Raw genomic sequence first — 25,803 nt, 5'->3', positions numbered from 1 at the left:
TATTGTTTATCGTTTAAATCCTGGAAAGGAGATGAAAAAATGTTTACTGGGCATAGCGGCCTTATGCTGTGCACAAGCGCTCACGGCGCAAACCAAGAATTTTGATCTTTATGTGATCGCAGAAGGTAATTTCGGAACCCCCAACGGCGACGTCTATAAGGTTTCCCGTACGTCGCCGGCATCGATCAATGCCTCGGGGCCACTGTACCAAACAGCCAACAGCACCGTAGGCATCGATGTGCTGCAGGATTTCGAGGTCTTTGGCAACAAAGCGGTGCTCTGCGGCAAAGGCGCTGCGCCGGTCAAGCTGGCGATCGCCGCCTACCCCTCTTTCGACAGCATCAAGACCTTCACCACTATCGGCGGTATCCAATGCGTAGGGAAAGCCAGCGATACCAAAGGCTATATAAGCCCCGCCAACGGCGGGCTGCAGTTGCTCGATCTTACCAGCAACAGCCTGAGTCCGGTGAACGATCCTTCTTCGCTGATCGGCTCCTATGCCAGCTATATGGTGCAGGCCAATGGCTTTATGTATGTGGCCATGAACAACAGGCTGATCAAAGTGGATACCTTGACCAGTACCGCTACGGCTGCGATACTGCCCAATATAGGCGCCATTGCCGGCATGCAATACGATGCCGTAAGCAATTGCATATGGTTGCTGGGCAAAGTTTCGGGCACTTCGGCGCTGGTAAAGCTGGAACCTGCCAACGGCGACCTGCTGCAACCGCCCGTAATGCTGACCGGTGTAAGCAATGCCGCACAGCTGCGTCTCTCGCAGCAAAAGCTGTACTTCCTCTCGGGCAAAAGCGTACATATCTATAACATCGCTGCGCCCGTGATACCGACCACCGCTGTATATACCAGCCAGCTGAGCGGCAGTACCTTCTCTTTTGCCTATGGCAAGTCCTTTACGGTAGACCCGGCCACCGGCGACTTTGCGCTGGCCAGCGCGACCAATTTTGCCAGCCCTTCGATCTACGAAGTAGTAGATGGCGCCACCTTCCAGAGGTTGGATAGTGGCAGCGTGAACGGCCGCATCGCCAACGAGCTCATCCTTCGTACCTATGGCGTACCACAGCCCGATACCCTGCCCCTGCCCAACGTTTATGCCGCCTGCGATACTACGCTCACGCCTCCTGTAGCCCATGCCGGCGGCAATGTGATCACCGGTATTACTACCGACCCGCTCAGCTACGATCAGCAAGGCGACTATACGGTGACCTGGACCTTTATCAACGGCTACGACACTGCAGTACATACCCAATTGGTAATCATTGACGACACCACCGCTCCCATTCCGGCTATCGCTACACTGCCTGCTTTGCAGGGCAACTGCCCCTATACCCTTATACCGCCGGTTGCAGCCGACAACTGCGCCGGCGCTATCACCGGCACTACCGACTCCCTGCTGTTCACTACTGCAGGCAGCTATACCGTTACCTGGCGTTACAACGACGGGCACGGCAATACCAGCACCCAAACCCAGCAATTGACGGTACAGTGTACTACGGGTATCGACGATAAGGACGCGCCATTACCTTTTGCCCTTTACCCCAATCCGGCCAGGGCTGCGGTAACATTGCACCTTTCAGCCGGTGGCCGCTATGTGAATTGCGAGATGGTGCTGAGCGATGTGCTGGGTCGTACAATCGGTGTTCAGCCGATTAAGGCCGGCGATAACCGCATCAGCCTGGCTAACTGTATGCCCGGCATCTATTTTATCGCCCTCAAAAAAGATGGCGTGCAGCAGGGACAAACCCAAAAGATCGTGGTGCAATAAGCTTCATCCTGAATCCGGCATATAAGAAAGAAGGCTACCCAAATGTTAGGGTAGCCTTCTTTCTTATATGCGTGTATCGTTTATTATTTATGCCTGCGGACCGGCGCCACCGGGCGCACGGCCCTGGCCCTTCGGCTTGGACTTCTTGTAATATTTACCACCGCCGCTACCCTTTTTCCCGGCTTTGTCACCACCCGGCTTCGACTGGCTGTGACTGCCGGCGCCTTGAGGGCGTGGCCGCGGTGCATGATAGGCGGGCCCTTTCCCCAGGCTTTCGGGCAAGGGTACCTGCTCTATTTCCCTGCCGATCAGCTTTTCAATCGAATGAAAACGGCGCAGGTCTTTTTCATTAACAAAGGTAATGGCGGTACCGGTGCTGGCCGCTCTTGCCGTACGCCCGATGCGGTGCACGTAATCTTCAGGATCGGGTGGCACATCGTAATTGACCACGAGATCGATGCCTTCCACGTGAATACCTCTCGACAACACATCGGTCCCTACCAGCACATCGATCTTCTGGTTTTTGAAGTCCAGCATCAGTTTCTCCCGCTCTTCCTGTACCAGGTCGGAGTGGAAGGCCCTGGCGTTGATCTTTGCCCGGCGAAATTCGCCTTCAAGCCTTTTCACCTTTTCTTTGCTGGAAGAGAAAATGATCACCGATTTGTATTGTCCTTCCAGCAGCACCTGCAGCAGCAGCTTGTGCTTCTGCTCATCGTGCGCCATATAGGCCAACTGGCGAATACCTTCGGCGGGCTTGGATATGGCGATATTGATCTGCAGGGGATCTTTCTGGATCTGCTGTGTCAGCTTCCGGATGCGGGGTGGCATGGTGGCGCTGAAGCAAAGGGTCTGCCGCTCTTTGGGCAAGGTACTCACAATCTTGATAATATCCTCGTAAAAACCCATATCGAGCATGCGGTCGGCTTCGTCCAGCACCAGGTGCTCGATCTTGGAAAAGTCCATACCGCCCATCTGCATCTGGGCGATCAGGCGACCCGGGGTAGCGATAATAATATCGGCGCCCTTGGTGAGCGCCTGCTTTTGCTGTACCCAGCTTTGTCCGCTGCCGCCGCCATATACCGCAAGCGACTTTACGTTGAGGTAATAGCCCATAGCCTCTACCTGGTGATCGATCTGTATGGCCAGCTCACGGGTGGGTACCAGGATAAGCGTATTGATCCCATCGGCAGGCAGCTGCAGTATTTTGTGCAGCAGTGGCAGCATAAAGGCTGCGGTTTTGCCGGTACCGGTCTGGGCACAGGCGATCAGGTCTTTGCCCTCCAGGATAAGCGGAATGGCTTGTTCTTGTATAGGGGTAGGTGTACGGTAACCCATGGCATGGATGCCATCCAGTACATCGTCGTCTAGCTGAAAATCTTCAAATGTCAAAATATAAACTGAATTTTAATTAATTGTGCCTGAAAAGGCATCTTGTTACATTCAGGGCCCGAAATTAGACTAATTATTTCATTCCCGGCTGTTCATGGCTTTTTCCGGCGCTTCTATGGCCCAAAATAAGCTATCCTGCCCATATTCCGAAACGCTGCATACCTTATTTGAGCCATTCATACCAATGTCGTTTGGTTATGCCTTTTTCAAAGGAAAAAGCCATGCCGTTAACCCCTAAGGACGCTAAGTTGTACGCAAAGGGCGCCTACAATTGAAAAATCTTTTTTAGTCCCTTTCCCCACCGGCGAGGATAATGGGCAACAGTACCAGTAACAATTTCCACAGCACCTTCGGGGAGGCCGGAACCAATCTGTTGATAATGAATCCCAGCCTTCCCTGGTACATTTTTTGCCTTTAATAAGGATAAAAGAGAAGTATATTCTTCCCTACCAAAACCAAAAACAAATGCATATGAAAAAGCTCGTGCTCATCGCCGCAATAGGCATATTGGCTAATACGGCGGCAAAATCGCAGGAAAACCAGCAGCAACCCCAGCAAAAAGATCAGAACAAGACGGAGATGCAAAAAGATGATATGAAAAAAGAGAAAAAAGACAGCACCCGGAAAATGAAAAAGGACAAGAAACAGGACCATGACAAAATGAATCATGACAAAATGGATCATTCTGGTCACAACAATAACAGCGATACAGCCCGTACCCGCTAATAAGCCATTATTTAACCGATACAAACCGCTCCTCCTATGACACAGCTCCTGCATTGTACGCTATACTATTCGACCATAGGCGAATCGTTCAACATTTACGAACGCAATACCGACCCCAACCTCGTACGGACGCAGGCGCTTGTCCATTTCGGGGTGAATAAGTATGCTTGCGTGCCCGCAATGGGTGGCACTGATACGGACATAGACCCGCACTACGAAGAAGTGACCCGCTTAATGATACCGCATGGGGTCAAAGGGGGCGGCCCTTTTTACAGTTCCGACACCTTATGCATTATTGTGAATGGAAAAAACCAGATCCTGAAGCTTGGCGGGCAATACCGGTTTGGCATCAGGATGTATCGCGACCTGGACAACCCGGAGCAGTTCTCGGTTATCTTCAAGGACAACGAGTTTACGGCCCCGCCCCATTGGGTCAGCTTTTAAGCTATTCAGCCCCTACGGCTTCCATATATATACCCGGAGTAAAAAAAACGGCGGGCGCGAAAATATTATCGCGCCCGCCGTTTTCATAAAGGTCAGGTATATTACAGTTTGGCTGTCTGTATACGCAATATTTTGCGGTTCTTCTTCTGAACGCGCATTTTTTCCGGCACCAATTTCAGTATCTCGTCCATCAGTGTCTGTAACACGGTCAGCCGTACAAAGTGGTCGTTGGTTACCAGGGAGATCTCGCGTACGGGCTCCTCGCCGTCGAAGTAACGGACGTTCTCGCTTTGGTCTTCGGTAAATTCGAATGTAGCCAGTTCGGGCAGTACGGTCATACCGCCATTCTTATCCACCATTTTACGCAGGGTTTCCACGTTACCCGATTCGTATTGATAGGGCCGGCTTTCCTGCAGCTTCTCTACATGCTCGCTGCAGAGATTGATGATCTGGTTGCGCAGGCAATTGCCTTCGTTGAGCATCCAGATGCGTTTCATATCGATATCGTCGGGCGTAACAGTCCTTTTTTTCAGGGCCTTTTCTTCTTTACCGAAATAAGCAACCAGGGATTCGTAGAAAAGGGGATATTCTTTAATATGATTGTCTTCCAGCGGGGTGCTCAGCAAACCACAGTCGATCTCATCATCTTTAAGTTTACGGATAATATCCTTTGTTTGCATTTCAGTAACTACCAGCCGCAGCTCGGGATGTGCTTTGGCATGGTTTTCGAGCAATTGCGGCAGGATGAAGGGCGCCAGCGTGGGAATAATACCGATCCTGAAGCTACCGGCAACCGTGCCCTGACGGTGTTGGATCAGCTCCTGGATCTTTGCCGCCTCGGCCAGGATCACCTTGGCCTGCTTGACAATCTCCTCCCCTACTTCGGTGGTAGCGATCGGGTGCTTGTTGCGGTCGAAGAGCCTTACGTTCAGCTCCTCTTCCAGTTTATGTATCTGCATACTCAAAGTAGGCTGCGTCACGAAGCTCTTTTCGGCCGCGGCAACGAAGCTTTTATAGGTAGCAACAGATACAACATATTCTAATTGGGTGATTGTCATATAATCTGTGATTTTTTCGAGAAAACAAAGATAATAGATTGTAGCTTTGCGCGTTTTAAAAATTTATTTAATTACGAATGATAGCGAAAGCACTGGAGGTGATCCAAGGGATGATCGGCATGGAAATAGATCAGTCCCGGTCGCCCGCCGGCAACTGGCTGCGGCCAAGGCTCGAAGCCGCCGAAAGAGGTAAAGTAAAGCTGTCGGTGCTCATCCGGCGGGAGATGTGCAACCCCTTCGGCAATATCCATGGCGGCATGATGTCGCTGATCGTTGATGAATGCATCGGATGGGCTATCGTATCGCTGGAAGCACCATCGCACTATACCAGTGTATCGCTGAATCTCGACTTCCTTTACGCCGCCGCAGAGGGTGAAAGGATCACGGCAGAGGCGGAGATCGTGAGACATGGAAAAAAAATTATTCATGCTACGGTACAGGTTATCAACGAAAAGGGTATCTTACTCTGCAAAGCCAGCAGCAATCTGGTCGCGACAGGTATGAAGATCAAGGAACCATCATAATTATTATCACAGAAGACACTAATCAGAAGACCTACAGAATTTAATGCTTAACGGAAAAAAAATTGTCGTTGTCCTTCCTGCGTACAATGCGGCGCTTACCCTTGAACGCACTTACAATGAAATACCCTTCGATATCGTAGACGAAGTGGTGCTTGTAGACGACCACAGCAAGGACAACACGGCCGACGAAGGCCGCCGGCTGGGGATCAAACATGTGATCCGCCATGAAGAGAATAAAGGCTATGGCGGCAACCAAAAGACCTGTTACAACAAAGCGCTCGAGTTGGGCGCCGACATTGTGATTATGCTGCATCCCGATTACCAGTACACACCCAAGCTGATCCCTTCCATGTGCCATATCATCGCCGGTGGCTTGTATCCTGTCGTGCTGGGATCCCGCATCCTGGGCAAAGGGGCACGCAAAGGCGGTATGCCGATGTACAAATATATCTTCAACCGTTTCCTCACGCTTTTTGAAAATATCCTGATCGGCCAAAAGCTGAGCGAGTACCATACCGGTTACCGGGCTTTCTCCGGCGAAGTGTTGCGCAACATCAATTTCAACGCCAATAACGACGATTTTGTATTTGACAATGAAATGCTTTCGCAGATCTTTATGAAAGGCTATGAGATCGCCGAGATCACCTGCCCTACCAAATATTTTGAGGAAGCATCCAGCATTAACTTCAGCCGGAGTATGAAATACGGCCGGGGCGTATTGCGTGTATCGCTGCAGCACCGGATGCAGCTGTGGAAGCTGGCCAAATACAAGATCTATCAATAGCCTGACCTTAAGCCCGTTTGCCCGATGCGTTTTGCTCTTTCCCTTCTTTTGCTATACTTGCTGCCCGCCACGCTGCATGCCCAGGAAAACAAGGCATGGAGCGGCTTCGGAGTCGAAAGCAATGTAATGATCGGCAAGATGATACGGCACAGCGCCCGGTTTACAGGCCCCCTGCCCGGTCATTCCTATTCCATGGAGCTCAACTTCGTCAAGCAGACCTATGGGCAAAAAGACTGGCAGCAGCGCCGTAACTATCCGCTGATAGGTGTAGGACTTTACTACAACAACTATAACATGCCGGATGTTTATGGCCAGGCGATCGGCATTTTTCCCAACATCCAGCTACCGCTTATCCGCAGGGGACGTTTTGAATGGACCTTGAGGGCAGGCATGGGCATATGCTATTATACCAAGCCTTATGAGCGCCTGCCTTCGCCCAATACAGAAAACGTAGCCATTGGCGGGCACTGGAACAATATAAGCCCGTTCTCGACCGATGTCCGGTGGCGGCTCGACGACCATTGGGACCTGCAGGCCGGCGCCAATTTTTCGCATGTGTCCAACGCAGCCTTCCAGCAGCCCAACCTGGGGATCAATATGTACGGCGCCCATATCGGGCTGCGTTATTTCCCCGTAACCGCCAACCCGGTTAAGCTACGACGCGAGCTGACGCCGCTGAAAAACCGTTGGCTGGTGCAGGCCCGCGCCAGCATTGCTTTTATCGAAGCTATGCCCGCCGACGGGCCGCTTAATCCTGTATACATGGGCGCGCTTTACCTAAGCAGGCGCTACTGGAGCAAGAACAAAGTATATGCCGGCTTCGACTATTACTACAATACGGCCAAATACGCCAGGCTAAAAAGCATCGAGCATTTTGAGGGCTCGGAGTACAGCCATTCTACCCAGGCGGCCGTATTCCTGGGTAACGAGTTCCTGCTCGGGCGAGTCGGCATCCTGATCCAGGCGGGCTATTACCTGCACCGCATGGATGAGCAGAACCAAAAGATCTACGAAAAACTGGGGGGTAACTTCTATTTTCTTAAAAAAGAGAAAGGGCCGGTAAAGGAAGCCTTCTTTTCTGCTATTCTTAAAACCCATGGGACCACTGCCGAGCTTTTTGAAATGGGCGTGGGTATCGGCCTTTAAGACATTGAACCCTTTTGTTCCTGTAATTGTATAGCATCCGTGAATCTCAACGATAAATTAACTGCGATCGTTCCCCGGCTCAGCCCGGTGCCTGGCGCCGGTCCCCTGGATGCGAACACCGTGCTCCAGGCACATGAGCTGCCCGCCACCATATCGGTAAGGCTTAATCCGCATAAGCCCTCCGCAGCATTTAAAGAGCATACCGTTGTGCCCTGGCTGCCGGACACGGGGCGCTATCTCGACCACCGGCCGGTATTTACGCTGGACCCGCTGTTCCATAGCGGCGCCTACTATGTGCAGGAGGCCTCTTCCATGTTTGTAGGACAAGCCTTTCAACACCTCGTACACCGTAATGCGCCGCTGCGTGTGCTGGACCTTTGCGCTGCTCCGGGTGGCAAAAGCACCTTGCTGGCCTCTCTGATGCAGCACGACGACCTCCTGATCGCCAACGAGGTGATACAGCCCCGCGCAGCGATCCTTGCAGAGAACCTGACCCGGTGGGGGCAAATGAATACCTGGGTATCCAACAACGATCCTAAGGACTTTGCACGCCTTAACGGGTACTTTGATTTGATACTGATCGACGCGCCCTGCACAGGCTCGGGCCTGTGGCGCAAAGATGCTGAAGCTATAAACGAGTGGTCGGTTGAGCATGTGAAGCTCTGCAGCGAAAGGCAGAAGCGCATAGTGGCCGACGCGTTGCCGGCCCTGAAGGAGGGCGGTATTTTATTCTATGCCACCTGCTCCTACTCCGCCGAAGAAAATGAAGATATCTGCGACTGGCTTTGCGATAACCTGTCCCTGGAATCGTTGCCGGTACCTGTAGCCGATTCATGGCATATCACAGCTACCCGCTCAGCCCGTCACCAGGCCTTTGGCTATCGTTTTTATCCCTGGCAACTGAAAGGAGAAGGCTTTTTTCTCGCTGCCTTTCGTAAGCAAACGGCTACGACGGAAGCGCCCCGCAGGGAAAAACAAAAAAACAAAGGACAGATGCAAGGAAAAAGCAAGGATGAGACTGCCCGCTGGCAAGCCTTCCTGGATCACGATTTCCGCGCTATTGAACGCAACGGCGAGTACTACGGCGTTGCATCGACGCATACGGCCGACCTGGAATTACTGCAAACGATGCTGCGGATCAGGAAAACCGGCACAGCCCTGGGCAAGATCGCCGGCAAGGACGCGATCCCCGATCATGAGCTGGCGCTGAGCATACATTTATCGCCCGCAGTGGCACGACTTCCCCTGGGCAGGGAAGAAGCCCTGCTCTTTCTTAAAAAGGAAGAGATACGGAAAGATAATCCTTCCAAGGGCTGGCAGGTGGCCACCTACGAAGGATGGGGACTGGGCTGGGGCAAATGGCTGCCCAACCGTATGAACAATTACTTTCCCAAGAACTGGCGCATCCGTATGGACATTAAGTAAGCACCCAGCTACACATAAAACACCTTAAGCCGGTCCGGAGCGCATTCACCATCCAGACGGCTGTGCATTCCAGCCGTAAGATCAGCATTCGCTTAACCCGAGCGGGATATTGATCGCGAGGCCGCCGTCGGCAGTCTCTTTGTATTTGGTATTCATATCCAGCGCTGTTTCCCACATGGTCTTCACGACGGCATCCAGCGATACCCTCGCCTGGTAGGGATTGCTTTGGAGGGCCAGCTGCGCCGCTGTAATAGCCTTGATCGCTCCCATGGTATTCCGTTCGATGCAGGGCACCTGCACCAGGCCAGCTACCGGATCGCAGGTAAGCCCGAGGTGGTGTTCCATGGCTATTTCCGAAGCCATCAGGCATTGCCTTACGCTACCGCCCATACATTCGGTGAGCGCTGCCGCGGCCATGGCCGACGATACGCCGATCTCGGCCTGGCAGCCGCCCATAGCAGCGGAAATGGTAGCGCCTTTCTTGAAAATGCTGCCGATCTCGGATGCGCACAGCAGGAACTGGATGATCTTATTCTCGTCGTGGCCATCGCAAAAGGCGACGTAGTATTGCAACACGGCGGGTATTACACCGGCTGCACCATTGGTAGGCGCTGTTACCACCCGGCTGAAAGAGGCGTTTTCTTCGTTAACGGCCAGGGCAAAGCAGCTTACCCAATCCAGGATATACTTGAAATCGCTGCCGCCTTCCCGCAACGCCTGCAGCCACTCTTCGTAATTATCATATGGCCTGCCTTTCATCAGGCGCTTATTGAGTGGTGCGGCCCTGCGTGAAACATCAAGACCGCCCGGCAACTTGCCTTCCCGGTGACAACCGCGGTAAATGCAATCCTTCATGGTATGCCATATGCGCATAAGCCCGGTCCGGGTATCCTGCTCCGGCCGCCAGGCGATCTCATTTTCCATGACCACCTCCGAGATGCTGAGCCCTGTTTTGATGCACCAATGCAACAGGTCCTGGGCATTATCGATGGGAAAATACAAGTCGGCCGAACCGGCCCCGCCATGCTGATCGCCTTCCTTTTCCACAAAACCTCCGCCGATGGAATAATAGGTCTCGGCTATGGAATTGCCATCGGTAAAGGTGCAAAGAAAGGTAAGCGCGTTGGGATGATAAGGCAACGATTCTTTCATCAGGAATTCGATATCTTCCTGCGGATTAAACGATATCCGGTGACTGCCATCGAGCAGCATCAACCGGTCGCGGTTCATCAACGCGATCGTGCTGTCTATCTTATTCACATCAAACGTAACCGGGTCTTCGCCGCAAAGACCAAGCATCACAGCAACATCGGTACCGTGTCCATGACCGGTCTTGGCCAGCGAACCATACAGCAGCACTTTTACCTGAGTCACCTGCTCCAGGCTATATTGCCGTTTAAGGCTGTCGAGGAATTGAAGAGCAGCCTTCCAGGGTCCCAGTGTATGCGAGCTGCTGGGGCCCACACCGATCTTGAAGATATCGAATACGGAAATACGTTCGTTGCTTTGCACAAAAATGGCTTAAGGAAATAAAAAAAGAGCGGCTGAAACCGCTCTTCAAAATTACGTCATAAATCGGGAAAACAATCCGGTCCCTGTAAAGCTTAGCTTTACCGCAACAGCACCTTATCTACGTTGTACACAAGCCCGTTCTGCTCGGCTACGGGCGTAGCCAGCATCGATTTGAATCCGTGCTGGTCTTTCACCATAACCTTCCCGCTTTCGATAACGAACGAGAGCTTGCCCGGAGGACCGATGGTCGGCATAAAAAACTCTCCTCCCGCTTCTTTGATCTTTTGCTGCAGATCGGTCAAAGGCCAGTTGCCTGCCACCACATGATAGCTTAGCACTTTTTGCAGCGAATCCATCATTTCCGGTTTCAGCCAGTTATCGACCGTGCCTGCAGGCAGGATAGCAAAGGCCCGGTTGGCCGGTGCAAATAAGGTCATCGGGCCAGGCCCTTCCATTGTTTCAGCGAGCCGCGCAGCATTGATCGCTTTTACCAGGGTAGCATACTCGGGCGACATGTCGACCAGGTATTTCATGATGGTAGGCGGCATTTTTTCCTTCAGCACGCTTTGCGCATGAGCCCGGACAGAGGTCCCGCACAATAGCGCGGCGAAGATCCAAATGAATATACGTTTCATAAACAGTAGCTTATTTATGCATCAAACAGCTAATTGGCGAAAGAGGTTGCCTTTTAGTACTTTTTTAACACGTTTATAGTTCCAATTTTACAACTGCACTGCCATAAGGTTGTCAGCGATCCGCCGGTATTTTGTATCCTACCAAAAACTATTTCTTCAATGGAACAGATCATCAGCAAGGGCCTTCCTATCAGCTACAATCGTTACGGAGACGGCCCGGTCACTTTATTATTCGTGCACGGCGCTTTTATCGACCAAACGTACTGGGTACAGCAGGTCGCTTGTTTTGCTCCCCGGTATACGGTAGTGACCATGGACCTGGCGGGCCACGGCGCATCGGGCAGGGAAAGGGAACAATGGGACATCAGGGATATGGCCGATGATGTGGTGAACCTGATCAAAGCGCTGAAATTGCAGCAGGTGATCCTGATCGGTCATTCGCTGGGCGCCGACATCATCCTACTTGCCGCTACCAGCTATCCCGATCCTGTGACCGGCTTCATAGTGATCGACAACTTTAAGAATGTGGCCACGCCGCTACCTCCGGAATATGAAAGCCAGGTAGAAGGCATTATTGCGCAATCAAAGCAGGACTTCGCCGGCACCAACGAACGATATGCACGCATGGTGCTCGTTACACCTGCTACCCCGCAATGGATCACCGATAAAATTGTGGCGGCTTACCGTAACGCCTACGAGCCTATGGGCCAGCAAACGCTACCGCAATTCTTTACTATGGATAAGATCGAAAGGGAAAGAGTGCCCCGCTTAGCGCCGGTGTTGCACCTGGTCAACGTCAATTATATGCCCACCAACAGGGAGCCGCTTGAGCAACATGCGGTAAACGGCTACAACCTGGTAGAAATAGAAGGCACATCGCATTATCCTATGCTGGAACATCCCGACGCGCTGAATCACGCGCTGGAGCAAATCATTGAAGAGATCAAGACGCAGTAAGCTTAGCGGTCGCCCGCCGGCTGCTCCCTGCGGAACAAGCCGAGCAGGAGCCAGGATACCAGGTAGGTGACTATACTTAAAGTAATGGCCAGCACGGCGCCGCCCAGGAAGAAGGCGATACCGGCTTCTTTGAATTGCTGCAGCGAAATATCCCGCCAGCGGAAGCTGAGATCGTGATAGCCCAACAACCATTTGCCGGTATAAACACTCAGCGCCCAGAAAACAGGAGTGAAGGGGAAGATGCTGATATTGGCGGCCAGCAGGAATAAGGCTTTGTTGAGCCGGAAATAGATCGCCAGCGGGATGCCGATGGCCAATTGGAACCCCCATACGGGAAAGATACCCATAAAGACACCGAAAGCAATACTGGCTGCCTTGCGTTGGTTGCTCTCTTCACGGCGCACCACGATTTGCTGCCATAGCGCCGCCCATCCTTTTCTGCTCGTAAGCTTTACCACCAGGTTGCGTGGATGGATCCACAACAGGGCGGTAAATGTGAGAAAAGTATTGAGAATGCTGATGCGGGTAAAATCCTTGAAAGGCCTGAAGTGACTGATCCGTTCGCCGGCCGGCGGGTAATATACCGATACCGGCACGCTGATGACCGGAACGCCTTTCCAGGCAATACGGACGGGCGTTTCGATCTCGAACTCATATTTGCGGGTAAAGAATTTCATCTTGCGCATCGGCGCCAGGGGGTACAGCCGGTAGCCCGATTGTGTATCGGGTAACCGGATGCCGGTCTCGACCCAGAACCAGAAATTGGAGAAGCGGTTGCCAAAGCTGCTCTTTCCCGGTATATGCGCCTGGTCCATATTGCGTGCGCCAATGATAAGGCAACCCGGGCGTTGCTCAATCGCCTCCAGGAAGGTGGGCAGGTCATGCGCATAGTGCTGCCCGTCGCTGTCGATAGAGATCGCATAACGGTAATGCTGCTGCAACGCATAACGGAATCCCTGCCTGAGCGCATTGCCCTTGCCACGGTTGGGCGTATAGCTGATCTGGTGAATGAAAGGGAAACGTTCCAGTATTTGCCCTGTCCCATCGGTCGAGCCATCGTTGACCACGATGATCTGGTGAGTATAGGCCGCTACCGAGCGAATGACGGCTTCCAGTGTTTGTGCATTATTGTAGGTAGGGATCAATACACAGGCTGCCAGGTTCCTGAAGCGGCTTTCATGAGAGGGCAATGGTGTGTCGGGCATCTGTAGCATCGGGCTGCAAAGATTATTTCTTTTTTTTTTGCAGCGAAATGAAAATTTTATTTACCTTTGCCACCCCAACACAAACCCCAGGGAACATTGTTCGGGACGTAGCGCAGCCCGGTAGCGCACTTGCATGGGGTGCAAGGGGTCGCTAGTTCGAATCTAGTCGTCCCGACGAACAAAGAAAAAGCCTTTAGCTTCGTGCTGAAGGTTTTTTTATGCCTAAAACTTCAAATCCCGGATCAAGCGGAAATAGGATCAAGCGGAATTGCTGGGGATGATAAATAGGTAACTGACTATCCGGATAAAGGAAACAAACTTTTGTACGTCTATAAACACTAGCCAGCACGCTTCGATTTACTTGTATTTTTATTGGGTGTCACTATCTTTTTCTTTTTTATTCGCTTCTATGTTCATTGCTTGTTATGGTGCTCATGAGAAAAGTTGCTCCGCCAAAAAAGAAAGAAAAAAGGCGGCAAAAAAAACAATGCTCCGCTGTTTTTTTGTGGCCAGCGCACCCGGGCTTGAAAACAGGTATCGGCTTTAAGGCAGCATTGCCAGGCATAGGGTCATAGATCAACATTTTAATCAACTGTTGTGCGTTCGTATTTTTAAAATTGTTTATCAAATGATTTTCCATTAAATTTATAAGCACCATTTTCGTGTGTTCCAAGCCAAAGCTCGCCATTGTTGTCTTTGTAAATACTGAATAATTTAATGTTTTTTGATTGTTCTTGAACTTGATAGCGTGTAATTTTTGTTCCATCATATTTCCAAACCCCATCACGATACGTTACAAACCACAAATTATTATCGTTGTCTCTTACCGTTGAAAGATACTCATTTAGACCTCTCGTATTCTTTCCATCTAAACTGCCTATGCTTTCGTGCCTTGTATAAAACTGATTGCTTTTTAAAGTTGTGATGTCGTAAATACTATACCGTTTTTCAGTATTGAACCAAAAGTCGCCATTTTTGTCTTCCGTAATTGAACGCACTCCATTTGCCCCTTCATTGCGAAATTCTGTCACATCTTCTTCTGTAATCCACTCGAATGATTTTCCATCGTAACGACACACTCCAACGGGATTTGTGCCAAGCCAAATGTTGCCTTTTCTGTCTTTGCAAATGCTATAAACTTCAAATGGATTGTTAAGTCCGGGTGGGTTTGGAAGTGTCAATTCATAAAGTGTATTTCCGTCAAAGCGGTAAACTTTTTGTTTGTTTTGATGAGGATTTAATAACCACAAATCATTCGCTTCCAGTTTCCACTCATTACTTGGGGTTGCTCTGATATTGGTAAATGAATTTCCGTCAAATTTTGTAATTGTAGAGTTTGGGTTCATACCTGAGAAATAGATGTTTCCCGATTGATCTTCTTTTATATCATCAACTCTCTCTGTATACAAACCGTGTTTTGTTGTATAATTGATCAAAGTTTTACCATCATATTTGTACACTCCTGTTTTCCAACTACCAAACCAATAGTTGTTTTTCTTGTCTTGGTAAATTACCATAATGCTGCTTCCAAGTTTTTTTACAGTGTCGCCCTTTACGTTTGTGTCTTTCAAAGGAACAGAATGGTTTTTCGAATTGGAAGTCTGCCCATTGCACGAAGTCAAAATGGATAGAATACTAAAAATTAAGAGTATTGTTAATTTCATCTCTGTTTGTTTATTGTTTAGTGCTGTCTGTTATAGAATAGCCGATAACGGGTCGCAGCTTGGCGGAGTGGCGGAAATTGAAAGCACAAATCTTCAATTCCGTACTAAAGTTTCAATCGAAGAACTAAACTTGAATGTAGCAGAAAACCGCCATTTAGCTTCGCTGATTTTCAATTTGCCAAGCTGCTGCTGTGCGTTCGTATTTTCAAAATTGTTTATCAAATGTTTTACCGTTGAATTTATAAACACCACCTTCTGCCATTCCAAAAAGCAAGCTTTTGTTTTGGTCTTCATAAATGCTCCAAATCATTTGGGCGTTCAATTTTGAGTCAATTTTGTAGTTCGTCAACGCTTTACCGTCATATTTCCAAGCTCCGGTATCTCGATCTCCAAACCAAATATTGCCTTCCGAATCTTCTTCAATGGCAAAAACGTGTTCAAGCGTACCTGGTTGTGATTTATCTCCTCTTTTTGTGCTTGTGGGATGGATTAAATTATTTTTTTCAGAAAAATTTATGATTGAATTACCTTCCATTAGTAAAACGCCTATTCCATTATTTCCTATCCAAATGCGACCTTTTGAATCTGCCAATACACTTCTGATATGCAACAGCTCATTATCTTTAAGTTTTAAAGTTTTATGGTCAAAAATAGTTACCATTTTACCATCATAGTTGAATATTGCCGCATAAGTTGCCATCCAAACTTTACCGTATTTGTCTTTTGAGATACCCGTAACACCATAAGAATTATCCGGGTTTTCATTTTTAGGTTTTGGAAAAATCAGATAGTTCATGTTCTTTCCGTCAAAACGGTTTATTCCGTCTTCTTCGCCTGCATAAAACCATAAATCCCCAATGGTTTTATGCCATTCATGTTTTGGTTCGTTGGTTTTTGTCGAATAATTAGTAAACGTTCCTTTGTCATACATACTTACTCCTTTTGACGTTCCAATCCACATTTTGCCATTATTGTCTTCCTGAATGGAACGGATTTGATTGTCTGACAAGCCTTCATTGGTTGTAAAGTATTCAAATGACTTTCCATTATACACACTTACACCTTCATTATGACTTCCAAACCAATAATTACCTTTACTGTCTTGAAATATAGCACGTATTCCCGAAATAAATTTCAAGGTGTCGGTTTTTGAAGTCGCTACCAATTCTGGCTTGTTTGTTTCCTTTTCTGTTGATTTATTTTCAAAACAAGAAAAGTTCAGTGTCAATGTGAGTACTAAGAAAATCAATTTCATTCCTTTGTTCTTTCGGGTTTTCATAATATGATGCACAACTCAAAAATAGGCTTCATGAAATTAAATATTTTATAGACCGAAAACGCGGAAAGCTCCCATGCAAGCGTTCCATTCAAATCTCATGACATGATTCAATCAGACATTGGACTTTAATTAAACCATCAATCAAAAAGTTCGAACGTTGACACGTTCTCCCGACGAACAAAGAAAAGCGCAGCATTTTTGCTGGTTTTTTTCATTTGTAAAAGCCCGGCATCTGACTCCGGGCGATATCTCTTATGTAACGCCATCATGGTTTCAGCGCTTATCGAAATATCATCTTCGTCCTTTCGGACAAAACTCAAGGAGCGGCTTTGTTTTCTATATCCCGATAGTCTGTATAAAATAAATACTCCGTGGTCAAATCGTTAGATATGCTTATACTTACAGCCAGGTTCTAAATATTTTGTAATCTTTTAAACATAACCGGATTCAGGAATGTTTTAGTGCGATATGAATAACGAGCCAGGTAAACTCAAAACAGACCGTAGCATTATCTGGCCGCTGCAGCTGCTCAACTTCTTTATGGCAGATATGCAGGCAGGGATAGGACCATTTCTGGGTATTTTCTTATTGGTGCATGGGTGGAAAAGCGGCCATATAGGTACAGTAATGACTATAGGCGGCGTAGCGGGAATGCTGATGACGATACCCGCGGGTGCCATGATCGATGCGACCAAACGTAAGCGGTTGTATGTACTCATCCCCGGCATAGCAACCATCCTGGCATCAGCGATCATCCTCTTTTCCCAGAATTTCTGGATTGTCAGCGTATCACAGATTGCAACTGCTATTGCCGGTGCTGCTATAGGCCCTGCAGTCGTCGGCATTACCCTTGGCATTGTAAAACAGGCGGGCTTTAACCGGCAAAACGGGTATAATCAGGCCTTCAACCACGCCGGTAATGTTGCAGGCGCCGCCTTATCGGGTTACCTGGGCATGAAATTTGGCATGCCGGCAATCTTCTATCTGGCAGCCCTTTTTGGCGCCCTTGCGATCCTGTCTGTATTGATGATTCCCGCTAAAGCCATAGATGACCGGGCGGCACGCGGATTAAAAGAGCATGGCGAGCAGGAAAAGGCAAGCGGGTTCAAAGTGTTGCTGGAATGCAAGCCACTACTGATACTGGCGGCTGCCCTGGCCTGCTTCCATTTAGGCAATGGGGCCATGTTGCCATTATACGGATTGGCCGCTGCCGCAAAGAATACGGGTAATCCAACGATATTTGTATCCTTGACCATCATCATTGCACAAGTGGTGATGATTGTGGTATCCATTATTGCAATGCGTATGGCTGAAAAAAGCGGCTACTGGCTGGTACTGTTCCTTTCTTTTCTGGCACTTCCTGTTCGTGGGCTGATCGCCGCGCATATGATCAACCATATAGGCTTGTACCCTGTGCAGATCCTCGATGGCATTGGTGCAGGCCTGCAGAGCGTGGCCGTTCCTGGCCTGGTTGCCCATATCCTAAATGGTACCGGGCGGGTAAATATTGGCCAGGGCGCTGTGATGACGGTACAAGGCCTGGGGGCATCGTTAAGCCCGGCCATAGGCGGCTGGATCGCAGAGGGATTCGGTTACAATTCTGCCTTCCTTATCCTGGGCGGCTTCGCTATAGTTTCCATTGTAATATGGTTGCTACATGCCCGGACGCTAAAGGGCGCCTGCGGTACCAAATAAATATAGATAACTGAACAAAAACACTTCATAAGATAAATGCACCCATCTGCTGTCTGGATTATTTCATTGCTGTCCATTGCCTGCGTTATTATCCGGCCTTTTAAGATTGCGGAAGCAATCTATGCTGTGTCCGGAGCCCTTGCACTACTTGCCTTTCAGCTGATCAAGCCCGGTGAGGCGTTAACAGGCGTACTGAAAGGATTGGATGTGTATTTTTTCTTAACCGGTATGATGCTGCTTGCAGAGACCGCCCGCGAAGAAAAACTTTTTGATTGGCTGGCCGCCCACGCCACCGTTATGGCTAAAGGATCGCCGGGCAGGTTGTTTTTGCTGATCTACCTGGTGGGTATTGTCGTAACGACCTTTTTGTCCAATGACGCAACCGCTATTGTGTTAACGCCTGCTGTGGCTGCCGCAATAAAGGCGGCTAAAGTACAAAAACCACTACCCTATTTGCTAATTTGTGCATTTATAGCCAATGCGGCTTCCTTCGTACTTCCTATCTCCAATCCGGCCAACCTGGTAATTTACGGCAGTCATATGCCGCCGTTATCGAGCTGGCTTGCCCAGTATAGTTTACCATCTATTGCTTCGATCCTGGTCACCTACATTGCGCTCCGTTTTACCCAAAGGAATAGTCTTAAATCAACAATTAAAACAGACATCGCCATTCCGGAATTAACACATGGTGGTAAAACAGCTTTGACCGGTATCCTTGCAACTGCTATAATCTTGTTGATTTCTTCTGCATTGGATGTAGAATTGGGTTTACCGACGGCCATAACGGGTGTACTTACTTCAGCTATTGTCATTATCAGTTCCAGAAAGAATCCGCTGACCGTTATCAAGGGTGTATCCTGGTCGGTGCTTCCCTTGGTAGCGGGCCTGTTTGTGATCGTTGAATCCCTGGCCCGAACAGGTTTAACGCAACAGCTTACAGCTAAATTGAACAATATCGTCTCCGCATCGGTAACAGGAGCGGTATGGCTAAGCGGCAGTTTGGTTGCCGTGGCTTGTAACCTGATGAATAATTTGCCGGCTGGCCTCATTGCAGGAAACGTTATTCAAGCCGGCCATATTCCTGAAAGGGTTAAAAGCGCCATACTGATCGGGGTTGATCTGGGTCCTAACCTTTCCATAACAGGGTCACTGGCTACTATCCTGTGGCTGGTAGCGCTGAGACGCGAGGGCATCACGATTAGCGCCTGGACTTTTCTAAAACTGGGTAGCGTTATTATGATGATGGCACTTATCGCAGCCTTAGCAACGCTTTGGATATAAATTCCGACACAAGCGTATTCACATACAATACCCTAACCGACCATAAGGCAGGCACCTTCATACACCATTCACCAATAGATCCGGGAATGACATGCACCACACCGGCATTCATCACCCGGCTTATTTGCAATCAACGTCTGAAATAGCAGGGGCATCAAATACCTAAGGTCCGTGCCGCAAAGACAGTGTCAACATTTCCTTATGGCATATTATCAACCCTGTCTTTTTTTTATCATTAATTTTACAGTAAGAACAAATCAAAAAAAAGAGCAGAGCCAGATTGAACCCAGACGAACAAATATATGCTAGTTACAGGCTACCGGTTCCCCAGGAATTTGAAGCGGTGTTTTCGCATTTTTATTTTGCAGAGAACAATTCGGCAGATCCGCTGACCAAAACGTTATTGCCGTCTTTCCAAACCATTATGGTATTTAATTTCGGCGCCAAAGCCATGATGGTCTCCAAACAGAAGACCGAAATTGAAGTGGACAAATGTATCGTGCTTGGCCCCATAAAAGCTGCATTTGAATATATCCTTAGCCCCGGAGCGCAGATATTAGTCGCCAATTTCAAAGACGATGCGTTTTATCGCTTTTTTGGCAAGCCATTCCTTTCCGATCACCTGCCGATGAATCCTGATGAGGCCATGGCGGACAACTGCTTTACCTATTTATGGCATCAATTAAACAAGACTACCATTGTAACAGATAAAGTAAATTGTATTCTCGATTTTTGCAGACCCTATCTGAAGCTGCAAAACAATACTGTTGCTTTGCTGGCCAATTTCAAAGCTGATGTGCTAAATCCGATTAAGTCCGTTGCCGATACCACCGGGCAGAGCGAAAGGAATATCCAATTGATGCACAAAAAATATTTTGGGTATAGTGCCAAAGAGGTCAACCGATACCAACGTTTTATAAAAGCGGTCGGGCTGGTGCAACAGGCTCTTTTATCTCAGCATGCCATTGACTGGTTTGAAATTATAGACGAATGTGGCTATTATGATCAAAGCCAGCTTATCCATGATTTTAAGCATTTCATCAACCTCACTCCTAAAAGCTTCGTGAAGTTTCAGCAGGACATCTGTCAGGCTTCAGCTGAATAGCTGGTTTCGTTTTCTTACAATTTTTCCGCTTACCGTCATTCTACTTTTGTTGTGTCAATTACATAAAACAAAAAGAATGAAACATCTTATTATTTATGCCCATCCGAATGCGGCAAGTTTAAACAATCTCTTTAAGCAGACAGTAGAAGAAACACTCCTGCAGCAAAACCATGAAGTGGTGGTCAGGGATCTGTACCAACTTAATTTCGATCCTGTGTTATCGCTCGAAGACATAGCCGGGCAACACAGCGGGAAGGTTAGCAAAGAAATCGAAAAAGAGCAGGAGTACATTACCTGGGCCGAGGTCATTACTTTTATTTACCCCATATGGTGGACGGGTATGCCCGGCATCATGAAAGGGTACATCGACCGCGTATTCAGCTATGGCTTTGCCTACCGGTACGACCTGGGAGTACAAAAAGGGTTATTAACCGGCAAGTCGGCCTACATCATTAATTCGCACGGAAAATCAAAAACAGAGTATCAGGAAATAGGAATGGATAATGCGTTGCGGCTCACTTCTGATAAAGGTATCTATACTTATTGCGGTTTCGATATTAAGCAACATTTTTTCTTTGACCGTGCAGACAGAGCAACAACAGAGACCGTTGAAACATGGAAAGCTGCAATCATTGATGCCTACACTATAAACGAGCCGGCAGAGCAAGAGAGGCTCTCTAAAAAGGGGTCATTTTTATCATATTAAGCGTAGTCGAAATAACACAAAATTATGTCTCAAGCCTGTTACATTTCGACTCCGCTCAATGTGACAGGCTTGAGACCTTTGGAGACAGCCTCTTTCCATTAACAAGCATTAAAAATCGGACCAATCGCTACCTTCTTTATAGTCCACAACCGGCAAGGGCTTGTGTTTTGATCCAAAAGCAGCAAACAAGCCGGCTACATCCTGGCGCAGCACTAAGATCGCCATATCAATCAAATCCTTCCGGTATCCTTTATGATCAAGCTCCATGACATATCCGGCAGCTATTATGCGCGCTATGATCCCGCCAAGGTCCACTTTCTTTCGCTGAGGGAGCGAAAAGTCCATGACAAAGTCCAGGTCGTTTTGAAACAGCCCGGACGATGTTATCGTCGACTGATGCTGCTGCAGGTAGGCCAAAAGATTCCTCTGCCCGGTTATCTTCATGCCGCGTAATATGGTTTCCGCAATCTGACTGTACAATACGTCGTTGGGACCTTCGAATATCCGGAACGGGCGGCTGTCGATAAGCGCACGACCTGCGAATGCGCTTAACCGGTAACCTTGCGCTCCGGACAGTTGCAACAGTATCTGTGCCGATTCATGCATCAGGTCCGTTACTAATGTTTTCATGCTGTTGGCATCCAGTCCCAAACCAGATGCATCGCAGGCTACACTATTGAACGCACAGGATTTTACACACATGGCGGAACAAATGGTATACGCAGCCTGGATCCGGCTGATCTGGTATTGCACATGATCGTAAGTCAGCAAGCTAAGGCCACCGATGTGCCGCTTTGTGCAATAAGCAACAGCTTCATCCAGCATGCGTTGTATAAAGCCCATCGCCATTCCCGGAAATTGCAGCCGGCTGTTGTGCAAGATATCCAGCATCATCGTGATGCCCGTCGAGCCGCCATGTAATCTTTGCTCCCTGGGTACAGACACGTCTATCTTGCTCAAACCATAAGGCAGCATGTGCAGACCAAGACTGTCGTAATATTTCAACACTTCTGTCCGCTGCTCCTCCTGATTTCCATCGGCAATAAAAAAATCGATATCGCGTGACAGCTCACCGGAAAGGTTCTTTTTCCGGGAAGCTATCAACCAATAGGTGGCATGCCCTGTAAGACCTTGCCAATGCTTTGTACCTGAGATATGGTAATGCGTACCGGTATCGACATGCGCTGTGGCAAGATTAAGCACATCGCTGCCATAATCAGGCTCGGTGAGCATAAACCCACCCATTTGCCCCTCATCCAGGAAACGATGAAAGATATCGGATTTTATTGCTGTGCCGGCATACTTGATCACCGGCTGCAGGAACAGGAACATGTTAATCCCGAAGATCATCGACATCTCCAATGACTCATAGGAAGTGGCAGAGAGCAGCTGCAAGCACTCCTTTATGGCTCCTCCACGGCCACCAGCCTGTTCTGGCATGGATACGGCAAGCGGACGTAGCGCCATAATGCTGTGCAACAGCGCCGGGGGCATCCTTTTTTCTGCCGGAGCCTTTGCACTATTGACCGGATCGTTCATCCAGCACCTGAGTATACCTGTTATACCGGCCAGCAGGCTATCAAGATCAGAGACCGGTTCTGCAAGCATTTCATTTTGATACCTGGTCATACTTTATTGAAGTTTGGTTTGCCAATAGCGGATCCGCTCATTAAGGAGGTTCGCGGTTTCTGTCATTATCTTTGCGGCCATTTCATCCACATGCCTGTTTCGCCAGTTCTCCAGGGGCGTATGCTTCACCCAACGGTTAAATGCTCCCAAGGCAGGCCCACAATGAATCTGAAAATCGGGCCGGCCGGCTTCGTTGCCATTCAGCGCAAGCGCATTGGCGTAACCGAAATACCAGCGGAAGATATAAGCCATTTTTTGTTTCGGGTTGCGCTCCGCGACGGCAATTTCATCCGGTGAATAATACGCTTTCACATCTTCATAAACTTCCTCGAATGACCGTTTAAAATAGCGTTGCTGAATCTGCGAACGGGTATCAGCGTCTATCTCTTCCAGCGAATTATGATTACGATATAGCTCATACAGCTTATTTACTCTTCCCGGGAAAAAAGTCCCCTTACGCAATACCTGCACTTTCGCGCCGATCTCGAACATATCTCCGGCGGGTGCATATTGCGTATCCTGCACCTCGGCTTCCTGCAGCATATCTTTTACCACAGCGCTCATCCCCGATTCCACCGTGCATTGGTTAATGGAACCCGTCAATATAAAATCCGCCCCCATAACAAATGCAGCGGCAGCGGCTTCCGGCGTGCCGATACCGCCTGCGGCGCCAATCCTCACCATTCTCGTATAGCCATGCTGTGTCATCATGTCATCGCGCAGCCGCATAATGCCCGGCAATAAAGTAAAGGCTACGCCACCGTCGGTATGTCCTCCGGAATCTGCTTCTACACAGATATCGTCGGCCATAGGGATCAAGGCTGCCCATGAGACTTCTTCTGCCGTCAGGACACCGACAGCCAGTAGCTGTTTTAATATGGTGGCAGGCGGAGGACTCAAAAAAACAGTGGCCACTTCCGGACGGGATATTTTCGCCATGATCCGCGTCTTCGTTTCTACTACGCCATCTTGTTTCCTCTGAATCCCTTTAACGCGTAGCTGCACCAGCTCGGGTGTAATATTCATGAAGGCGGAGGCCTCAATATTCCGTATACCGTGTTTCATAAACAGCGCTGCGGTCTCTGCCTGCCGCGAGCCATTGAGCAAATTCATCCCGAATGGCTCTCCCTGACCAAGCTTTGCTTTGATCTCAATAATTGCTGATTCTATATCATGAAGTTTCAGTCCTCCGGTACCGAAATAGCTGAGCATACCTGCCTTCCCCATCTTCACCACCAGCTCCCGGGAAGCGATCCCGTGTACCATTGCCCCGGTCACATAGGCATATCTGACACCATAGTCACTCTTAAAAGTCGCTGCGCCTAAAGATTCAGGGGTGACCATTTGCAGACCATTTGCCGTTGCAGCAATTGCCGACCCATGTTGCACTGGCTTATCTGCAGGGACAGGCATCGGGTGCTTTTGAATGTGCACGAGCATTTTCTTAAGCACATCGCCGGGGCCTATCTCGAAAAACTGCATGTCGCCTTTTCCCAGCAGGTAGCTGATGCTTTCATACCATCTTACCTGCCCCACGATCTGTTCCTTTAAAAGCGCAACTATCCGGTTGTCCTGGTAAGGTCGCGCCGTAACGTTCGCGATCACGGGTATCTGCAGGGGCTCAAACGTACAGGTTGCTGCAAATCTTCCGAATGCTTCGGCCGCGTCTTTCATATACCTGGAATGAAAGGCGCCGCTTACATTAAGCGGAAAATAGAGCCTGATATCCTCCGTTTCAAATGCCTGCTGCGCCGAAATAATATCTTCAGTGGGGCCGGTGATCACGATCTGCTCATAGGAATTATGATTGGCGATGTCAATGCCATCATACCCATGCTTATCCAGCACCGCCTTCACCTGATCTATGTTCATGCCTAACAGCGCAGCCATACTGCCTCCCCTGCTGTTACTCATCAGCTCTGCCCTTTTCTTTACCAGCATCAGTCCCGTCTCGAAGGAAAATGCGCCTGCGGCAAATAAGGCTACATACTCGCCAAAGCTGTGCCCCAGCAAGTAGTCGGGTTTGCCTTCGGTGCCGATGCTATCCAGATAGGACAGCGCGCTCACCACATATAAAGCCGGCTGCGTAAACTGTGTTTTATTTAAACACCGGTCCGGATCGCGCAGGCAAAGGCTCACTACATCGTAGCCTAATATGCGGTTTGCAGCTGCGACCAGCCCGGGGTATTTGGGGAAGAGCTGCTCACCCATCCCGCGTATCTGCGACCCCTGTCCGGGAAATAAGAAGACCTTCATATACCGAAACTGAGTTTATAAAAACAATGACTTTCTTCATCTATGCCATATACTTCCATGGCTATTTTATAGGATAGACCCAACTCATCGTTGATGCCCTGTGCAAACGCGTCGATGGGTGAGGACAACCAGGTATGAATATCGAGTTCGCGGGCAATTTTATGGTAGCGATCGATCCCCCTCATCAACATTTCCACACGATCTTCATCGTACCGGATCACTTCAAAGCTGTACTCAGGACTGGCGTTGAATATCGCAGACATGGCTACTTTGGCTATCCCGATAGCATTGCGCTCCAATCCGGGTTTACGCTGGAGCAGCCTCCTGGTGGTCCTTCTTCCCAAAGCGTATACCGTAGCCTTTGAAATGCGCTCCATGGCCTCTGATCCAAACCTGTTTCCGATTTCCTGCAGCATCAGTCCATAGAATGCAGAAGTAGTATTGGAAAGCCCTTGTGCCACCTGGGAAACCGTTTCAGGAAAGAAGTCTGCCACAAGCTCTTCCCAGTTCATATCGGGAAGATATATATCATTTGCTCTGAAATGCTGTAACTCAGCATAAGTTGCGGGCAATTTTGCTATAGATGTTTTCATTAAAGAT

Annotated in this window: 22 protein-coding genes and 1 tRNA gene; 13 read left to right on the top strand and 10 right to left on the bottom strand. The window is 48.9% G+C overall.

What is annotated here, in order from left to right:
* Nucleotides 1-31 precede the first annotated feature (31 nt).
* A complete protein-coding gene (locus DZK30_RS05265) occupies nucleotides 32-1,783 on the top strand; it encodes a T9SS type A sorting domain-containing protein (RefSeq protein ID WP_118973015.1) in 1,752 nt (583 codons plus the stop codon).
* Between the two features lie 87 nt (nucleotides 1,784-1,870).
* Here DZK30_RS05265 and DZK30_RS05260 read toward each other — a convergent pair whose 3' ends face one another.
* Entirely contained in the window at nucleotides 1,871-3,172 is a 1,302-nt protein-coding gene (locus DZK30_RS05260) for a DEAD/DEAH box helicase (protein ID WP_205529363.1), read from the bottom strand.
* Nucleotides 3,173-3,643: 471 nt separating this feature from the next.
* On the opposite strand from DZK30_RS05260, the gene DZK30_RS05255 reads away from it, so the two are divergent.
* Nucleotides 3,644-3,898, top strand: coding sequence for a hypothetical protein (locus DZK30_RS05255; protein ID WP_162902854.1), 255 nt, complete (start codon nucleotides 3,644-3,646; stop codon nucleotides 3,896-3,898).
* A 36-nt stretch (nucleotides 3,899-3,934) separates the two neighbouring features.
* Nucleotides 3,935-4,342, top strand: coding sequence for a hypothetical protein (locus tag DZK30_RS05250; RefSeq protein ID WP_118973013.1), 408 nt, complete (start codon nucleotides 3,935-3,937; stop codon nucleotides 4,340-4,342).
* A 101-nt stretch (nucleotides 4,343-4,443) separates the two neighbouring features.
* On the opposite strand, the gene DZK30_RS05245 is transcribed toward DZK30_RS05250, so the two are convergent.
* Complete coding sequence (locus DZK30_RS05245) at nucleotides 4,444-5,400, bottom strand: hydrogen peroxide-inducible genes activator (RefSeq protein WP_118973012.1); 957 nt, start codon at nucleotides 5,398-5,400, stop codon at nucleotides 4,444-4,446.
* A gap of 77 nt (nucleotides 5,401-5,477) precedes the next feature.
* Between DZK30_RS05245 and DZK30_RS05240 the strand changes: the two genes are divergently transcribed.
* The 4 genes from DZK30_RS05240 to DZK30_RS05225 are packed head-to-tail and all read left to right on the top strand — an operon-like array spanning nucleotide 5,478 to nucleotide 9,279.
* Complete coding sequence (locus DZK30_RS05240; protein WP_118973011.1) at nucleotides 5,478-5,924, top strand: PaaI family thioesterase; 447 nt, start codon at nucleotides 5,478-5,480, stop codon at nucleotides 5,922-5,924.
* A 43-nt stretch (nucleotides 5,925-5,967) separates the two neighbouring features.
* Nucleotides 5,968-6,708, top strand: a complete 741-nt coding sequence (locus DZK30_RS05235) for a glycosyltransferase family 2 protein (protein ID WP_118973010.1) — start codon at nucleotides 5,968-5,970, stop codon at nucleotides 6,706-6,708.
* 24 nt (nucleotides 6,709-6,732) lie between these two features.
* On the top strand, nucleotides 6,733-7,854 hold the full coding sequence (locus DZK30_RS05230; protein WP_118973009.1) for an acyloxyacyl hydrolase: 1,122 nt from the start codon (nucleotides 6,733-6,735) through the stop codon (nucleotides 7,852-7,854).
* 39 nt (nucleotides 7,855-7,893) lie between these two features.
* Entirely contained in the window at nucleotides 7,894-9,279 is a 1,386-nt protein-coding gene (locus DZK30_RS05225; protein WP_118973008.1) for a methyltransferase RsmF C-terminal domain-like protein, read from the top strand.
* A gap of 81 nt (nucleotides 9,280-9,360) precedes the next feature.
* On the opposite strand, the gene DZK30_RS05220 is transcribed toward DZK30_RS05225, so the two are convergent.
* Nucleotides 9,361-10,791: an L-serine ammonia-lyase gene (locus tag DZK30_RS05220; protein WP_118973007.1), complete on the bottom strand. Its 1,431-nt coding sequence runs from the start codon at nucleotides 10,789-10,791 to the stop codon at nucleotides 9,361-9,363.
* A gap of 98 nt (nucleotides 10,792-10,889) precedes the next feature.
* A complete protein-coding gene (locus DZK30_RS05215) occupies nucleotides 10,890-11,426 on the bottom strand; it encodes a fasciclin domain-containing protein (protein ID WP_118973006.1) in 537 nt (178 codons plus the stop codon).
* Nucleotides 11,427-11,585: 159 nt separating this feature from the next.
* Between DZK30_RS05215 and DZK30_RS05210 the strand changes: the two genes are divergently transcribed.
* Nucleotides 11,586-12,383: an alpha/beta fold hydrolase gene (locus tag DZK30_RS05210; protein ID WP_118973005.1), complete on the top strand. Its 798-nt coding sequence runs from the start codon at nucleotides 11,586-11,588 to the stop codon at nucleotides 12,381-12,383.
* Between the two features lie 2 nt (nucleotides 12,384-12,385).
* Here DZK30_RS05210 and DZK30_RS05205 read toward each other — a convergent pair whose 3' ends face one another.
* Nucleotides 12,386-13,597 carry a DUF2062 domain-containing protein gene (locus tag DZK30_RS05205; RefSeq protein ID WP_240432860.1) on the bottom strand — a complete coding sequence of 404 codons (1,212 nt, stop codon included), beginning with the start codon at nucleotides 13,595-13,597 and terminating at the stop codon, nucleotides 12,386-12,388.
* Nucleotides 13,598-13,689: 92 nt separating this feature from the next.
* On the opposite strand from DZK30_RS05205, the gene DZK30_RS05200 reads away from it, so the two are divergent.
* Nucleotides 13,690-13,763 (top strand) — tRNA-Pro (locus tag DZK30_RS05200).
* Nucleotides 13,764-14,199: 436 nt separating this feature from the next.
* Here the strand turns inward: DZK30_RS05200 and DZK30_RS05195 are convergent.
* Together DZK30_RS05195 and DZK30_RS05190 are read right to left on the bottom strand one after the other, a co-directional pair.
* Entirely contained in the window at nucleotides 14,200-15,159 is a 960-nt protein-coding gene (locus DZK30_RS05195) for a ligand-binding sensor domain-containing protein (protein ID WP_162902853.1), read from the bottom strand.
* A 298-nt stretch (nucleotides 15,160-15,457) separates the two neighbouring features.
* Entirely contained in the window at nucleotides 15,458-16,507 is a 1,050-nt protein-coding gene (locus DZK30_RS05190; protein ID WP_118973402.1) for a ligand-binding sensor domain-containing protein, read from the bottom strand.
* Between the two features lie 492 nt (nucleotides 16,508-16,999).
* Between DZK30_RS05190 and DZK30_RS05185 the strand changes: the two genes are divergently transcribed.
* From DZK30_RS05185 to DZK30_RS05170, 4 genes are all read left to right on the top strand, one after another.
* Nucleotides 17,000-18,226: an MFS transporter gene (locus DZK30_RS05185; RefSeq protein ID WP_118973003.1), complete on the top strand. Its 1,227-nt coding sequence runs from the start codon at nucleotides 17,000-17,002 to the stop codon at nucleotides 18,224-18,226.
* A gap of 36 nt (nucleotides 18,227-18,262) precedes the next feature.
* Nucleotides 18,263-19,507: an arsenic transporter gene (locus tag DZK30_RS05180; protein ID WP_118973002.1), complete on the top strand. Its 1,245-nt coding sequence runs from the start codon at nucleotides 18,263-18,265 to the stop codon at nucleotides 19,505-19,507.
* A 484-nt stretch (nucleotides 19,508-19,991) separates the two neighbouring features.
* Nucleotides 19,992-20,612: a helix-turn-helix transcriptional regulator gene (locus DZK30_RS05175; protein WP_240432859.1), complete on the top strand. Its 621-nt coding sequence runs from the start codon at nucleotides 19,992-19,994 to the stop codon at nucleotides 20,610-20,612.
* Between the two features lie 76 nt (nucleotides 20,613-20,688).
* Nucleotides 20,689-21,318: an NAD(P)H-dependent oxidoreductase gene (locus tag DZK30_RS05170; RefSeq protein ID WP_118973000.1), complete on the top strand. Its 630-nt coding sequence runs from the start codon at nucleotides 20,689-20,691 to the stop codon at nucleotides 21,316-21,318.
* 108 nt (nucleotides 21,319-21,426) lie between these two features.
* Here the strand turns inward: DZK30_RS05170 and DZK30_RS05165 are convergent, their stop codons facing one another.
* Genes DZK30_RS05165 through DZK30_RS05155 form a run of 3 tightly spaced genes read right to left on the bottom strand, consistent with a single transcriptional unit; the run spans nucleotide 21,427 to nucleotide 25,796 of the window.
* Nucleotides 21,427-22,947, bottom strand: coding sequence for an acyl-CoA dehydrogenase family protein (locus DZK30_RS05165; protein ID WP_118972999.1), 1,521 nt, complete (start codon nucleotides 22,945-22,947; stop codon nucleotides 21,427-21,429).
* 3 nt (nucleotides 22,948-22,950) lie between these two features.
* Nucleotides 22,951-25,203 carry an ACP S-malonyltransferase gene (gene fabD, locus DZK30_RS05160; RefSeq protein ID WP_118972998.1) on the bottom strand — a complete coding sequence of 751 codons (2,253 nt, stop codon included), beginning with the start codon at nucleotides 25,201-25,203 and terminating at the stop codon, nucleotides 22,951-22,953.
* On the bottom strand, nucleotides 25,200-25,796 hold the full coding sequence (locus DZK30_RS05155) for a hypothetical protein (RefSeq protein ID WP_162902852.1): 597 nt from the start codon (nucleotides 25,794-25,796) through the stop codon (nucleotides 25,200-25,202). Before DZK30_RS05155 ends, fabD begins: the two co-directional genes overlap by 4 nt.
* Nucleotides 25,797-25,803 lie beyond the last annotated feature (7 nt).

This window comes from Taibaiella koreensis, assembly GCF_003545715.1.
In the GTDB taxonomy this organism is placed as follows: Bacteria; Bacteroidota; Bacteroidia; order Chitinophagales; family Chitinophagaceae; genus Taibaiella; species Taibaiella koreensis.
Note: the sequence above shows the minus strand (reverse complement) of the source record. Positions and strands in the feature narration are given on the sequence as shown.

Excerpts from the sequence above, each read along its gene's own strand:
- DZK30_RS05265 (WP_118973015.1), top strand. The coding sequence starts at position 32 with ATGAAAAAATGTTTACTGGGCATAGCGGCCTTATGCTGTGCACAAGCG.
- DZK30_RS05255 (WP_162902854.1), top strand. The coding sequence starts at position 3,644 with ATGAAAAAGCTCGTGCTCATCGCCGCAATAGGCATATTGGCTAATACG.
- DZK30_RS05250 (WP_118973013.1), top strand. The coding sequence starts at position 3,935 with ATGACACAGCTCCTGCATTGTACGCTATACTATTCGACCATAGGCGAA.
- DZK30_RS05245 (WP_118973012.1), bottom strand. The coding sequence starts at position 5,400 with ATGACAATCACCCAATTAGAATATGTTGTATCTGTTGCTACCTATAAA.
- DZK30_RS05240 (WP_118973011.1), top strand. The coding sequence starts at position 5,478 with ATGATAGCGAAAGCACTGGAGGTGATCCAAGGGATGATCGGCATGGAA.
- DZK30_RS05235 (WP_118973010.1), top strand. The coding sequence starts at position 5,968 with ATGCTTAACGGAAAAAAAATTGTCGTTGTCCTTCCTGCGTACAATGCG.
- DZK30_RS05230 (WP_118973009.1), top strand. The coding sequence starts at position 6,733 with ATGCGTTTTGCTCTTTCCCTTCTTTTGCTATACTTGCTGCCCGCCACG.
- DZK30_RS05215 (WP_118973006.1), bottom strand. The coding sequence starts at position 11,426 with ATGAAACGTATATTCATTTGGATCTTCGCCGCGCTATTGTGCGGGACC.
- DZK30_RS05210 (WP_118973005.1), top strand. The coding sequence starts at position 11,586 with ATGGAACAGATCATCAGCAAGGGCCTTCCTATCAGCTACAATCGTTAC.
- DZK30_RS05205 (WP_240432860.1), bottom strand. The coding sequence starts at position 13,597 with ATGCTACAGATGCCCGACACACCATTGCCCTCTCATGAAAGCCGCTTC.
- DZK30_RS05190 (WP_118973402.1), bottom strand. The coding sequence starts at position 16,507 with ATGAAATTGATTTTCTTAGTACTCACATTGACACTGAACTTTTCTTGT.
- DZK30_RS05185 (WP_118973003.1), top strand. The coding sequence starts at position 17,000 with ATGAATAACGAGCCAGGTAAACTCAAAACAGACCGTAGCATTATCTGG.
- DZK30_RS05180 (WP_118973002.1), top strand. The coding sequence starts at position 18,263 with ATGCACCCATCTGCTGTCTGGATTATTTCATTGCTGTCCATTGCCTGC.
- DZK30_RS05170 (WP_118973000.1), top strand. The coding sequence starts at position 20,689 with ATGAAACATCTTATTATTTATGCCCATCCGAATGCGGCAAGTTTAAAC.
- DZK30_RS05165 (WP_118972999.1), bottom strand. The coding sequence starts at position 22,947 with ATGACCAGGTATCAAAATGAAATGCTTGCAGAACCGGTCTCTGATCTT.
- fabD (WP_118972998.1), bottom strand. The coding sequence starts at position 25,203 with ATGAAGGTCTTCTTATTTCCCGGACAGGGGTCGCAGATACGCGGGATG.
- DZK30_RS05155 (WP_162902852.1), bottom strand. The coding sequence starts at position 25,796 with ATGAAAACATCTATAGCAAAATTGCCCGCAACTTATGCTGAGTTACAG.